We start from the raw sequence: 13,703 nt of genomic DNA on the forward strand, positions 1-13,703 counted from the left end.
AACGGGTAAAAGTAAAAACAGTATTACTTGGCAAACACGTCAGTAAAATCACGTTTAAGAATAGGATCACGACGCGCTTTTTTGATCTGTTTGACCATATCTTTGACACAGTTGTGCAGCACTTGATCAAGTAGTTGGGTACGGTACTCTTCTTTGTCTTGTTCGGACATCTCTTTTGGTAGGTTCAGTGTTGGGAACTCTTCCATCACATTGATACCAGCAAATGCCTGACTCACTGAAATGAGTGCATGAAACTGTTCAAAGTTGTCTAATACATTTTGTGCACTGTTTGGTAACTCATTCCAGGCTTCACGAACGGCTTCTTCCGAAACTTCATGGATTGACGTCACCATGTAGTGCATAGCTTCTGGGACTTCGTCAAATTGAATTACCTGGCGAAGCTCTGCCGAAACCTCTGCTAGATCTACTTTTGTTTGCTCTGTTGGATTAACGTCAGACATGTAAATTTTCTCTTAAAATGTGTATGTATCGGCGCTATCGTAAAAAAACAGCCATAAAAGTCAACCATCGTTGGATGATTATCATAAGGTGGAGTATGCTTTTGAGTGTTGCTTACGTTTAGTTTTGTGTTTGAAAATCAAATTACTAGACGCTTATAGATAGTATATATAACCGAATTCAGGGTAGAGAGCGAGTGGAAATAGCCGGTTCTTCGATGAAAATCTTATTGGTTGATGATGTTCAGATGGAAAGAATCCAGCTGGCAATAAGACTGAAACAGTTAGGGCACTCAGTTGAAATGGCCGAGTCGGGGGAGCGAGCTCTCGCACTCTATCCTCAATTTGAGCCTGACCTTATCCTACTCGATGTGACCATGCCTGATATGGATGGATTTGAAGTGTCGCGCAAAATTCGTCAGCGTTTTCCTGATTGGGTGCCGATTATCTTCCTCAGTGGCCATGATGAACCAACCATGATCGCGACTGCGATTGAAGCGGGCGGTGATGATTACTTGATTAAGCCTGTAGATAAAATTGTTCTCAATTCCAAACTTATCGCGATGCAGCGAATCGCGTTTATGCGTCGTGAACTTAAGCAAAAATCTGCTGAACTGGTCAAAGCCAACGCGGAGCTAGAAAAGTTAGCCCAAGAAGACGGCTTGACCAAAGTAAAAAATCGCCGTTACGTTGACCAGAAGCTGCAAGAAATGATCGCCTTACACGGACGTCATCAATTGCCTTTAAGTATTATTTTGCTCGATGTTGACCGCTTCAAGCTTTATAACGATAGTTATGGTCATATCGAAGGTGACAAGTGCTTGATCGAGATTGCCCAGCTATTAAACACACTGTTTGTGCGTAGTGGCGAAGTGGTCGGGCGTTATGGTGGCGAAGAGTTTGTTGTATTGTTGGGTCATAGTGATGCAGACAAAGCCAAACAAGACGCTCAGCGAATACAAGATGCCTTAGAGCAAGCTAATATGCCCCATGAATTCAGTGATGTTGCGAGTTTTGTGACGGTGTCACAAGGTGTATTGACCCTCGCTTCTCCGACGGGTCGAGAGCAGATATCCGATATCTACAAGCAGGTCGATGACAAGCTTTACAAAGCCAAATCCGATGGACGTAATCGTTTTATCGTCTGACCCAAGCTCATTCTTTATTGTGTCAAGATGATCAATGACCAATTACGTTAAGCCAAGCAGACTTGGTTACGTCCTGACTGTTTAGCTTTATAAAGCGCACTGTCGGCACTTTTGAGTACCACAGAGACCTTACGTGATTCACTACTGTCAGCGACACCAATGCTGATGGTGACATTAACGTGGTTGGTATTTTTACCTGCTCCGCGAATTTTACTGCCTTGTTTGTTGCTCTTTGGTCGTTTGTCTTGATTGCGTAAAACCATATCGTAAGACTCGATCGCAGCACGTAATGACTCTAGGTGTTCTTTTGCTTGAGCGGCGGTCTTTCCTTTGAACAAGATGGTGAACTCTTCACCGCCATAACGATACACTTTGGCTTTACCGCTCACTTGTTTCAGTTTGGTCGCGACCAATTTCAACACATCATCACCAGTGTCGTGGCCATAGGTATCGTTAAACGACTTAAAGTGGTCAATATCTAGCATAGCAATGGTAAAGCGTCGGCCAAGGTGTTTTAAATCAGACTCAAGCGCTAAACGGCCCGGAATCTCAGTTAAGGTATCCATAAATGCCAACTCATAGCTTGCTGATAGCAAGTAGATCAGCAGTAATATCCCGATCAAAGAAAATAGAGTGCTTGAAATATAGGCAACGTCGAAGAAGATGAAGGTAGCCGATGACAGTAAAGTGGCAGAATAAACCACGACATCGATAATCTGATTGCGATTGAGCACACAGATAGCAGAGATCAACACCATAGCTAGCGAATAAATGACTAAAATAAAAGGCAGTTTTGAAACCTGCGGCAAAACATAAAGATATGTTTCGTTTATATTGTCGAATCCGCCTTCATAAAAATAGGTCAGGGTGACATAGGACCAAAGCAAGAGCATAACGATGATTGCGCCATAGACGATGAATGAACGCGAGAATAGGTTAGAGTCCTTGTAGGAGTAGACTAAAACCAATGCGATAGGCAAAAGTCCAGCAAGCAAAGAAAGCTCAAGAATGGTAGTTCCTGATGAAAGAGGGCTTTGCAGCCGTGTTTGAATCAGCCAATAGGAAACAAATAATGCGCTTGCTACCATTGCAATACGACTTTGTTTGAAGATATGTCCGAGTAGAATCGCAATCGCCAGTAATACAAACGGAAGATTGCTCACGATGCCCAAGTTGGCACGTGTCAGGTCAATGACGTTGTCGATACCAAGTCCGATAAACGCCATGAGCATTAATGGAAACAGCAAGCGGAACCAATTTGTAATAACGATCGAAAACGACATTAATCCTAGCCTGAGAATACGAACAAATCGTTAAGAATACTTTTATTTGATGAATTTCCAAGCTTTTTACTAAACTTAAGAGTGAAAATTGATGACGTGGGTAATTTGCAGGCAAAATAGTCGTTGAAGTGGTGTCTGCGATGGCTGTATTTATCGATTTGGCAAAAATAATTTTGGAAAAAAGTGTCACTAAAGGAGCAGGTGAATATGCAAATAAGTGTAGACGTTCATAACTATATGGAAACGGTGGTGGGTCAAGAGTTAGCGAAACCTGAGTATGTTGACTTTTTCGACAATGAACAATTAGCCGATTTAGCCTGCTTAGCGTTAAGCCAATTAAGACCTGTATACATTCGTTACGACATTGATTTTCTCTCTGCGCTTCCTGAAGAAAGGTTAGTGACGCTAAAAGAGTACGCAGCCACTGCGATTGATGCTGCCAAAACAATGATTGTTGACGATCGTCGTAAAAGTCGCAAAGATGAAGTGCCTGTTGTATTTAGCCGTCAGGCATTCGATGATGATGTGGAACTTGAATGGTTTGAAAAGCCAATTCTACAGAAGACAAAATAACAATTTAGGAGAAGTACGTGGGACTTTTTTCTCGCTTGTTTGGTAGCAGTAAAACTCAACCCCAACCGCAAGTAGAGCCTGTTGAATATAAGGGCTTTCTGATATATCAAGAGGCGTTGCCTGAAGGCGGTCAATATCGTATTGCGGGTCGCATTACTAAGCAGCTGGGTGAAGAAACAAAAACCCATCGCTTTATTCGTTCTGACGTACTTTCTAGTCAAAGCGATGCCAATGAATTTATGCTAAAAAAAGCACAGATGTATATTGACCAAATGGGTGACAACATTTTTCAATAGATCCTTGTCAAATTGATAGACATCATAATTTTTAGAACCATTAGCCGCTATGCTGATGGTTCTTTTTTATTTTGGACGTAACATAATCTATTGTTTTTACGTAATTTTACCTATACTGGTTTGACCTCCGTTCTGTTAAAAGAGTGTTGTTAGGTAGTGAGTTCAGAAGCACAATAATCGATTACCAATGGTTATAAGTAATGATATTTTGTGTTTTTGTTACAAATTACTTGAAGTATCGGAATACGTTGGATAAAAACAGAACAATCATTGTTGCGAATAGTCAAGGAATAGCTAATGCAAATTGGTGTGCCAAAAGAAATACTTGCGGGTGAAACGCGAGTGGCTGCATCGCCAAAGTCGGTTGAGCAGTTATTAAAATTAGGTTTCGAGGTTAATGTCGAAAGCGGAGCAGGTGAATTAGCAAGTTTTGACGACTCTGCGTTTACTGATGCTGGAGCGAAGATTGTCTCTACGGAAGAAGTTTGGAATTCGGATATTATTCTGAAGGTCAACGCACCACTCTCAAATGAACAACATGATGAGATTGCGTTACTTAAAGATGGTGCTAGCTTAATCAGCTTTATTTGGCCTGCACAAAATCCTGAGTTGATGGAAAAGCTATCAACTAAGAACATTAACGTAATGGCAATGGACGCCGTGCCGCGTATTTCTCGTGCTCAAGCGCTAGATGCGTTGTCTTCAATGGCAAACATTGCAGGTTACCGTGCGGTGGTAGAGGCGGCTCATGAATTCGGTCGTTTCTTCACAGGGCAAATTACCGCAGCAGGTAAAGTACCGCCAGCCAAAGTTTTGGTTGCAGGTGCGGGTGTTGCTGGCCTTGCGGCTATCGGCGCTGCGGGCAGTTTAGGTGCGATTGTTCGCGCATTTGACGTTCGTCCTGAAGTTAAAGAACAAGTTCAGTCAATGGGAGCTGAGTTCTTAGAGGTCGATTTTAAAGAAGAGTCGGGTTCAGGCGATGGTTATGCCAAAGAGATGTCAGATGATTTCAATAAAAAGGCTGCTGAGCTTTATGCTGAGCAAGCAAAAGATGTTGATATCATTATTACCACGGCATTGATTCCAGGCCGTCCCGCGCCAACGTTGATCACCAAAGAGATGGTTGACAACATGAAAGCGGGCAGTGTGATTGTTGATTTGGCTGCAGCCAACGGTGGTAACTGTGAATACACGGTTGCTGATAAAGTGATCACCACAAAGAACGGCGTCAAGGTTGTTGGTTACACGGATATGGTTGGTCGTCTGCCGACTCAATCATCTCAACTGTATGCGACCAACATTGTTAACCTACTTAAGTTATTAGCTAAAGAGAAAGACGGTAACATCAACATCGACTTTGAAGATGTCGTTTTGCGCGGCGTTACGGTTATCAAAGAAGGTGAAGTGACTTGGCCTGCGCCACCGATTAAAGTTTCAGCTCAACCAGAGCAAAAACCGGCAGCGAAAGTTAAACCAGAGCCGAAAGTAGAGCAACCAACGTCTCCAATTAAAAAAGTGGCAGGTCTTGTCGCAGCGGTGGGCGCCTTTGCTTGGATTGCCTCGGTTGCGCCAGCGGCATTCTTATCACATTTCACCGTATTCGTGCTTGCTTGTGTGGTTGGTTACTACGTTGTATGGAACGTCACTCATGCATTGCATACTCCTTTAATGTCAGTGACCAATGCGATTTCTGGCATTATCGTGGTGGGTGCATTGCTGCAAATTGGTCAAGGTAATGGCGTTGTTTCATTTTTGTCGTTTATTGCCGTGCTAATTGCCAGCATTAATATTTTCGGTGGTTTCACCGTCACCAAGCGTATGCTTGAAATGTTCCGTAAAAATTAGGAGTAACAGGGAATGTCTGCAGGATTAGTACAGGCAGCTTATATTGTTGCTGCTTTATTCTTTATTATGAGCTTAGCGGGTTTGTCTAAGCAAGAGTCTGCTCGGTCGGGTAACTACTACGGCATCGCAGGTATGGCTATCGCATTGATCGCAACGATCTTCGGCCCGGATTCGCAAGGGTTTACTTGGATCATTATTGCGATGGTGATTGGTGGTGGTATTGGTATCCACTACGCCAAAAAAGTTGAAATGACAGAAATGCCAGAGTTAGTGGCAATTTTGCATAGTTTCGTCGGTATGGCCGCAGTGTTAGTGGGCTACAACAGCTATCTTGATGCACCCGTTGCAGCAACACACGCTGAACACGTTATTCACCTTGTTGAAGTTTTCCTTGGCGTTTTCATTGGTGCGGTTACATTTACAGGGTCGATAGTGGCTTTTGGTAAATTGCGCGGTATTATTTCGTCTTCACCAATGAATCTTCCTCATAAACACAAACTTAACTTGGCAGCGATCGTTGTTTCAACGTTGTTGATGCTGCAGTTTGTTAACGCGGATGGCAGTGTATTTGCGTTGATCGTGATGACTCTCATTGCTTTTGCATTCGGTTATCACTTGGTGGCATCGATTGGCGGTGCAGATATGCCAGTGGTCGTTTCAATGTTGAACTCCTATTCAGGTTGGGCTGCAGCGGCAGCAGGTTTCATGCTTGCAAACGACTTGTTGATTGTGACAGGGGCGTTGGTCGGTTCATCAGGTGCGATCCTTTCTTACATTATGTGTAAGGCGATGAACCGCTCATTTATCAGTGTGATTGCTGGTGGCTTTGGTCAAGAAGTGGTGATCTCATCGGATCAAGAGCAGGGTGAACACCGTGAAACATCCGCTGAGGATGTCGCTGAAATGCTTAAGAACTCGACGTCTGTCATCATCACACCAGGATATGGTATGGCCGTAGCTCAAGCGCAATATCCAGTGCATGAAATTACCGAAAAACTACGCTCTCAGGGTATTGAAGTTCGCTTTGGTATTCACCCTGTTGCGGGTCGCTTACCCGGTCATATGAATGTTTTGCTCGCTGAAGCTAAAGTACCTTACGATATCGTACTCGAGATGGATGAGATCAACGATGATTTTCCTAACACAGATACTGTGCTAGTTATTGGTGCGAACGATACTGTTAACCCAGCAGCGCTCGAAGATCCAAATAGCCCTATCGCAGGCATGCCAGTACTGGAAGTTTGGAATGCGAAAAACGTAGTGGTATTCAAGCGTTCAATGAATACTGGCTACGCTGGTGTACAAAACCCATTATTCTTTAAAGAGAATACTCAGATGTTGTTTGGTGATGCAAAAGAGAGCGTTGATGCGATCTCACGTGCTTTGTAACATCAAATAACCTTATAAGAAGCCAGCATCTTGCTGGCTTCTTTCATTTCATCTGTTACATTTCTGACATTGATATCACATTCGATTTTATATTTTTGCAATAATGCTTTACTCTAAATCATAACTTACTGATTTAATGAATTTTTGCATTTGACTAAGAAAACGATAATAGCATGGCTATTTGGCTTCGCACTTTTTAGCACCAGTGTCTTAGCTCAATCATTGCCGGAACGTATTGATAAGTTTGTGGATCTTTTTGATCAAGTAGACGCGACGGTCTCTTACGACATCCGTAGTTTACAGTCAGATTATCCCACTCGTCTCCTTACGCCTGAATCTATGTTGCCGCAGACGTCTTCTTATCCGTTAAAAGATATCCAGCGATTGTACAAGCTTGCGCAAAATTGTACTGGTAAGTTGCCTTTAAGTCCGTTGATCACTGAACCATTGGTATTCACTCGCGCGATGTGCAAAGGCAGTAAGTTAAGTGATAAATGGTTTGCACGTAGTGCACTGATTCATCCTGGCGGGGGGACTTACGCAAGCCGTTATGTACAACTTCACCCAGAAAAGCTCGATGATTTGCAGCAATATATGCACATAAAAGAGCGATCTTTAGCACCGAATAACACCTTATTGGGTCGGTTGCAGAGAATGAGTGAAGACTCGATCATCGCTTTAATCTCAGGGTCAAGCATGTTCATCGAAAGCGGTGAACTATGGCTGAGAAAAAACGACAATTACTTGCTCTATCCTGACGCTCAATGGCGGGATAATTTAAAAGCAGCAGGGTTGATGTTTACGCTCAAAAGTGAGTCGAATGCCTGTTTTATTCAGCGTGGCAATTTATGCTGGGATGTAGAAGATCAATCCGATATCTTGCGCATTTCGATGGTAGTCCTAGTCATCGCTAACATATTATTGGTGATTGGCTGGTCAGCATATCGTTGGAATACCAAACGACAAGAGATGAAAAGTCGGATGTTGGTGCTGCAAATTCTCACCCATGAATTGAGAACACCAATTGCCAGTTTGTCGTTAACGGTTGAAGGTTTTCGCCGTGAGTTCGAAAAACTGCCAGAGTCGGTATATGATGAATTTCGACGTTTATGTGAAGATTCCAGACGCTTGCGCCAACTCGCTGAAGCAAGTAAAGATTATTTGCAATCGGATAATAAACCACTTGCGACCGCTTGGGTTCCATCAGTAGCAGAGTGGCTTGAATATAAGATGGAACAAGAGTTTGATGACAATGTTAAGTTTGTCATCAATAAAGATAGTGCTGCTAAACTTAATGTTTATTGGTTAGGGACATGCATTGACAACTTAATTAGAAACGCCGTTAAATATGGCGTGGCGCCTATTGTTGTCGATGTAACAACGGAAAAACAAAAAATTACGGTTAAAGTGATGGACCAAGGTGAACTGACGGCCAAAGATTGGCGTCAAGTTCGCAAACCGTTTGTAAGTAAAAGCGGCCTAGGACTTGGCTTAACAATTGTCGAGTCGATGGTCAGTAGGATGGGTGGTAAAATGTCCTTAGTTGGTCCACCGACAACGTTTATTTTGGAGATACCTTGTGAAACAGACACTGCTTCTCGTTGAAGACGATAAAAACTTAGCGGATGGGTTGCTAGTCAGCCTTGAACAAGCGGGATACGAATGTTTCCATGCCGAAAAGATCGCTGATGTTGCGCAATATTGGGATAAGGCCGACTTGGTCATTCTCGATCGTCAATTACCAGATGGCGATTCAGTACAGCACTTAGTCGATTGGAAAAAAATCAAAGACGTCCCTGTTGTACTATTAACCGCTCTAGTGACAGTAAAGGATAAAGTTACCGGACTTGACGCTGGTGCCAATGATTACTTAACTAAACCGTTTGCAGAAGCTGAATTATTTGCTCGAATTCGCGCTCAACTTCGTGCGCCTGAAGGGGAACAAAGTGATGATTCGCGCGTGGTTACCGAGCATTTGGTTATCGACAAGTCTACTCGTGAAGTGTTCTATAACGATGAATCGGTGACATTAACGCGTACCGAATTTGATCTGCTGTTGTTTTTAGCGAGTAATTTGGGTCGAGTATTTACTCGTGATGAGTTACTTGATCACGTCTGGGGCTACAATCACTTCCCAACTACTCGTACGGTTGATACCCACGTATTACAACTTCGCCAAAAGCTGCCCGGTCTTGAGATCGAAACGCTTCGTGGCGTTGGCTATAAAATGAAGGCGTAATGGTTAAGCCATATTTATTAATAGGTGCGCTAGTGATTAGCGCGCCAATCAACGCAGAGCAAGTGCCGTGGTTTGATACCAACTCGCCGCTGACTCAAGCGCACAAGCACCTTTTGAACAATGATTTACCCGCTATGTTTGGATCGTTGGTAGAGGTGTGGCAGCTTGAAGATAACCAGACTATTACACCACACCTCAATGATCTATTTGTTCAATCCCTTGAAGTAGATTGCGGTAAAGGTTTTGCCAACAAACCATTACCACAGTGGTTAAATACGGTCGTGGTTCGGCGTACCGATATTCAAAGTCCTGGCCGGGACGCATATCGAGCGATAGTCGAAGCGGCTTCAAGCAAAGAGATTACAGACATCAGTTTAACTAAATGGGTGTCAAAAGAGCTTTCAACGGACAACACGTTTACCGTCGCAATTTCACCCAACGACGATGATTTACAAATATACTCCAAGCGATATAACCTAAATAGTCGTGTCGATATGGGGCTTTATCGCATTGATATTACCGCGGCCGACCAAACTTCTTGGAGTTCTTGGCTAGTGCTAGGTGAACCCTTTTCGTCAACAGTCGTTCGGTGGAACGCGAAAGCGGAATGGCGCGTTGAACGTAACGCATTACTCAATCCGCACTGTCCGCTACCTAAACTGGATGTTTCTATCTATGATTATGTCGATGGCAATTACATTCAAGTGGCGAATGAGCGATATGAATCCGACTATCCTACATCAATCGATAAAATCACCATCAATCCTGGTCGTTATGTCCTAGCGGTGTCAATCAACAGCCAACGTTGGCAGGGGCCGATCATCGTTGAGCAGTCGCAAATAATTAGTAAAACGTATGATGTTTCAGTGGAGGAATAACTAAAGATAATAGACAATAGGTCGATATAAGCCCATGGAACCTAAAAGTTTATATCGATATGGAAAATAAAATTAAACTATTAACACTTTCTATTGCGCTAGCGACCACATCAGCGTCTGCAGCTAACTACGCTATCGAAGCACGTGGTGATGCCATGGGTGGTGTTGGTGTAGTATCGGCAAACTTCTTAACCGCCCCATTTTATAACCCTGCCATTACCGCTATCTATCGTCGCAACGATGATGTCGGGATGATCACACCAAGCCTTGGTCTTTCATATAGTGATGAGCATATGATGGTTGATGATCTTGATAAGGCGGCAGGATTGATTGATAGTGCTATCGGTGGTGATTACTCTAATATTTCAGAATTAGAAACGACATTAGCCGCACTTGACGGTGATATCGCCAAGCTAGAATTTGGTGGCGTGATTGCATTTGCAATTCCTAACCGTTTCATCGCTGCAAATCTAGTTGGTAAGGCTTATGCCGAATCTTTCGCACAGACCGACGTTTATTCTGGAGCAAATAGCTCTATAGACGCCGCACTCAACCCTGCAATTAATGCTGAGCTTAGTGGTGTAAAAGCAGTTGGGGTTGGTGTCACCGAAGTTGGCTTATCGCTAGCCAAATACCAAACTTTCCTTGGTCAGCATATTGCGTTTGGTATTACCCCAAAATTGCAGCGTATTTATACTTATGTATATCAAGCCAATATAAATAATTACGACATAAAAGATGTACGCGACAATGGTACTGGTGAAACTATGTTCAACATTGACGCGGGTTTCCTTTGGTTTTATGGGCCACTGCGTGTTGGTATTGCAGCAATGAATATCGTTTCACGTGATATTACGACTCAGTCACTTCCTGGCTCTACGGTTACTTCGCAAATTGATGCCAGTCAAAGCCGTACATTTTCACCTGTTAGCTATGATTATCAAATGCGCCCCCTTTATACCGTGGGTGTGGGGTTAATCGGTGATTACGCTTCGTTAAGTGTCGACTACGATCTGAACGAAGAGGAGCGCTACACCAATTTCAATGACAATACTCAAATGGTAAGAGTCGGTGGCGAGATCGACATTTTGCGCCAGCTCAAATTGCGTGCGGGTTGGAACCGAAACTTAGCCTATGATGATCTCGACGATACGATAACTGCGGGTATCGGTCTTTCTCCGTTAAACCTTTTTCAACTTGATATCGGTGCAAGTTATACCAATGAAAATTCTATGGGTGCTTATATCAACTTCCTAACCAGTTATTAATCTGTGCAGTTAGGTTAGTAAGGCTAGTCATTAGCTAAGATTCGTACTATAGTCGGCTGCTAAATGTTTAGGAGCCTTTTTTATGTTTGACGATTTACCGCAACTCTCTCACCAAGAACAACAAAAAGCCGTTGAAGAAATCCAAAAGTTAATGGCAGAAGGGATGAGTACCGCTCAAGCGATTAAAGTCGTTGCGGAAAAAATTAGAGCGCAAGCCGCTAAACAATAGTAAAGACTAATTCTCGACTAGAAGAGCGCTGCGGTGCTCTTTTTTTATACCTGTCGCCATATAGCGCACTATAACTGAATAGATCTATGACAAAGTGAAAACGCAATAGGTGAGTAGGGCGTAAAAACAAACGTGACACTAACAGATGCAAATTATGTAAGAGTTTTGAAAGTCTCAACAACTAGGTTGCAACTACAACAAATCCATTCAAATACAGTAACTTATCGCAATATTTTATTCTGGCCAGTTCATCTTGAGCGCTTGTTATGTAATTTAATTACATAATGGTAACTTCCGGTAGCAAGTGCTCACTACATGCCAGATGATTACTCTGCATGGTGATGCGGTAACGAATGTGGGTCACTTGTGTAATGCAATTGTCAAAGAAACAACGCATTTGTTCATATTTAAGTGGAGTCATGCTTTCACGGTTGTGTGGGGGAAATTTGGCAGTTTTGAAGTGGGTTACTTGCTGCCAGTTTGTCACGTTATAGAGCCAACAAATAATCAGCTTGAACTGGCTAGAGTTAATCAATTTAGACGAAATAGAGTTTAATGCGATTTAGAGGTTAGTATAAAGTGATAAACCGCTTAATGTTACAATGTCACCTAAAATGAAATCTGATAACGTAAAGTATCAGGGTTGGCATCTAACCACAAAACACGATCAATATCATGATTTAAAGATTCGAGAATGGTTTCGGCATACCAGCGGTATTCAAAGCACATCATATGAACGACCGTTTCTTCAGTTAATGTCGCATTATCTATAAGCGTATACTGCTTACTACCGTATACGCGCTCAAGAGCATCCCGTGGTGATGCAGCTTCCACTAAATAATAACTTTGCCAATCCGTGACGCTATAGAGGTTAAATTGCTCGTTAGACAAAACTGACTCCTTTATATGCTAATATCAGCAGCATAACCAAATTTTCATAACGATAAAGCCATTCGGCCATTTCGCATAAAACAATTCGATCGAGACAACATTATATTTACGAGGTGAATAAGGGTATGCCTAATGATTGGCAACAAACCCTTAGATTCATTGATTAATAATCAGCAGCAACAATTAACAATAATCACATCCTGGTTAAAGGCCCATACAAAACGATCGAGTCAGCGATGGATAAAGCACGAGAAACCCTGGATGTAACCGTGTTCAGAGCACCATTTTAATCAACACCTAAGTGCGTATTATGTATATTATGGTAAATAAAGAATTGCAAGTATAGAGCTCAAACGAGCTCTATTAAGACTAACACTTCTGGCACTTTATCTAGTGGCTATAAACATAGTGATTAAACATAAGTGCATTTACCATAAAATACCTAATAAACAGTTTGATAATCGAAGATTACAAACTCTTGATTAGATTAACCTCCGGCTAATTTGACGGTATAACCTTTCTTTTCTAGCAAGGCTTTGATTTTGTCGCGAGCATCACCCTGAATTTCGATTGTGCCATCTTTGATCGAACCACCACAGCCGCACACTTTTTTAAGTTCTGCGGCTAAAAGTTTTAGTGCAGCGTCTTCAATATCTAAGCCAGAGACTATGCAGACCCCTTTACCTTTACGGCCTTTGGTTTGACGTTGGATACGGACGATACCGTCGCCTTTTTCGCGTTGAGGTTTGCTTTCTTCAGGTTTGATGCGGCCTACATCAGTGCTATATACAAGAGTCATATAAATTACTTACTTTTTCTGTTGCTGTTGAGCTTTCTGCTTTGCAACCAAGTATGCCTCTATATGCTTCTGAATGGCAAGTTTTCCACCTTTGATTAGTCGACCATTAAAAAAACAGTACCAAGCGTTAGGCTCACCGCTATCGTTCTTAATCGAATAACCATGAAAGTTTTCTTGTGTCGGCTGACCTTCAGATTTTTGAGTGTTGGCTAATGAGTTGAACTCTTTCGGATCGATAATAGAGGCAGTATCGCAAAACCAATCAATACTTTTCTTTACTGCCGCCATGTTACCAGACAATAAATGATTCTTTATTTGTACTTGCCAGATTTCAGTTGAATTCCCAGCAGTTTTTAGGGTAAACCCTCGATACGTTGCAGCGGCCATAAGCATTATTATCGTTGTTA

General features: G+C 42.5%; 15 protein-coding genes. 10 read left to right on the top strand and 5 right to left on the bottom strand.

All coding sequences use genetic code 11. The annotated features are described in order from the left end of the window. Positions 1–23: 23 nt before the first annotated feature. Positions 24–461 (bottom strand): DUF3069 domain-containing protein, encoded by a 438-nt coding sequence (locus BS19_RS15640; RefSeq protein WP_038176540.1) that lies wholly within the window; start codon positions 459–461, stop codon positions 24–26. Between the two features lie 215 nt (positions 462–676). Here BS19_RS15640 and BS19_RS15645 point away from each other — a divergent pair, with 215 nt between their 5' ends. After that, positions 677–1,606 (top strand): GGDEF domain-containing response regulator, encoded by a 930-nt coding sequence (locus tag BS19_RS15645; RefSeq protein ID WP_038176541.1) that lies wholly within the window; start codon positions 677–679, stop codon positions 1,604–1,606. 47 nt (positions 1,607–1,653) lie between these two features. On the opposite strand, the gene BS19_RS15650 is transcribed toward BS19_RS15645, so the two are convergent. Then, positions 1,654–2,889, bottom strand: a complete 1,236-nt coding sequence (locus BS19_RS15650; RefSeq protein ID WP_038176542.1) for a GGDEF domain-containing protein — start codon at positions 2,887–2,889, stop codon at positions 1,654–1,656. A 207-nt stretch (positions 2,890–3,096) separates the two neighbouring features. Here BS19_RS15650 and BS19_RS15655 point away from each other — a divergent pair, with 207 nt between their 5' ends. The 9 genes from BS19_RS15655 (at position 3,097) to BS19_RS20030 (ending at position 11,606) form a co-directional block, all read left to right on the top strand. Further along, positions 3,097–3,462 carry a late competence development ComFB family protein gene (locus BS19_RS15655; protein ID WP_038176543.1) on the top strand — a complete coding sequence of 122 codons (366 nt, stop codon included), beginning with the start codon at positions 3,097–3,099 and terminating at the stop codon, positions 3,460–3,462. 17 nt (positions 3,463–3,479) lie between these two features. Continuing rightward, positions 3,480–3,758 carry an HlyU family transcriptional regulator gene (locus BS19_RS15660; protein ID WP_038176545.1) on the top strand — a complete coding sequence of 93 codons (279 nt, stop codon included), beginning with the start codon at positions 3,480–3,482 and terminating at the stop codon, positions 3,756–3,758. A 297-nt stretch (positions 3,759–4,055) separates the two neighbouring features. Beyond that, on the top strand, positions 4,056–5,603 hold the full coding sequence (gene pntA, locus BS19_RS15665) for a Re/Si-specific NAD(P)(+) transhydrogenase subunit alpha (RefSeq protein ID WP_038176546.1): 1,548 nt from the start codon (positions 4,056–4,058) through the stop codon (positions 5,601–5,603). 12 nt (positions 5,604–5,615) lie between these two features. Next, the gene (pntB, locus tag BS19_RS15670; protein ID WP_038176548.1) at positions 5,616–6,992 is read left to right on the top strand and encodes a Re/Si-specific NAD(P)(+) transhydrogenase subunit beta; all 1,377 of its coding nucleotides are present in this window, start codon (positions 5,616–5,618) and stop codon (positions 6,990–6,992) included. A gap of 165 nt (positions 6,993–7,157) precedes the next feature. Beyond that, a complete protein-coding gene (vxrA, locus tag BS19_RS15675) occupies positions 7,158–8,597 on the top strand; it encodes a sensor histidine kinase VxrA (protein WP_038176803.1) in 1,440 nt (479 codons plus the stop codon). Beyond that, on the top strand, positions 8,572–9,231 hold the full coding sequence (gene vxrB / locus BS19_RS15680; protein WP_038176550.1) for a response regulator transcription factor VxrB: 660 nt from the start codon (positions 8,572–8,574) through the stop codon (positions 9,229–9,231). Before vxrA ends, vxrB begins: the two co-directional genes overlap by 26 nt. Further along, complete coding sequence (locus BS19_RS15685; RefSeq protein ID WP_038176552.1) at positions 9,231–10,109, top strand: DUF2861 family protein; 879 nt, start codon at positions 9,231–9,233, stop codon at positions 10,107–10,109. The genes vxrB and BS19_RS15685 overlap by 1 nt, the downstream gene beginning before the upstream one ends. Before the next feature lie 59 nt (positions 10,110–10,168). Further along, positions 10,169–11,377 carry a conjugal transfer protein TraF gene (locus BS19_RS15690; RefSeq protein WP_038176553.1) on the top strand — a complete coding sequence of 403 codons (1,209 nt, stop codon included), beginning with the start codon at positions 10,169–10,171 and terminating at the stop codon, positions 11,375–11,377. An 82-nt stretch (positions 11,378–11,459) separates the two neighbouring features. After that, positions 11,460–11,606 (top strand): YoaH family protein, encoded by a 147-nt coding sequence (locus BS19_RS20030; protein ID WP_084186035.1) that lies wholly within the window; start codon positions 11,460–11,462, stop codon positions 11,604–11,606. 609 nt (positions 11,607–12,215) lie between these two features. On the opposite strand, the gene BS19_RS15695 is transcribed toward BS19_RS20030, so the two are convergent. The 3 genes from BS19_RS15695 to BS19_RS15705 all read right to left on the bottom strand — a co-directional run bounded on the left by BS19_RS15695 (position 12,216) and on the right by BS19_RS15705 (position 13,683). Then, entirely contained in the window at positions 12,216–12,497 is a 282-nt protein-coding gene (locus tag BS19_RS15695; protein ID WP_038176554.1) for a hypothetical protein, read from the bottom strand. Between the two features lie 487 nt (positions 12,498–12,984). Next, a complete protein-coding gene (gene yciH, locus BS19_RS15700) occupies positions 12,985–13,296 on the bottom strand; it encodes a stress response translation initiation inhibitor YciH (protein ID WP_038176555.1) in 312 nt (103 codons plus the stop codon). Between the two features lie 9 nt (positions 13,297–13,305). Then, a complete protein-coding gene (locus BS19_RS15705; protein WP_038176804.1) occupies positions 13,306–13,683 on the bottom strand; it encodes a DUF3319 domain-containing protein in 378 nt (125 codons plus the stop codon). Positions 13,684–13,703 lie beyond the last annotated feature (20 nt).

Source organism: Vibrio pacinii DSM 19139 (assembly GCF_000711795.1).
Lineage (GTDB): Bacteria > Pseudomonadota > Gammaproteobacteria > Enterobacterales > Vibrionaceae > Vibrio > Vibrio pacinii.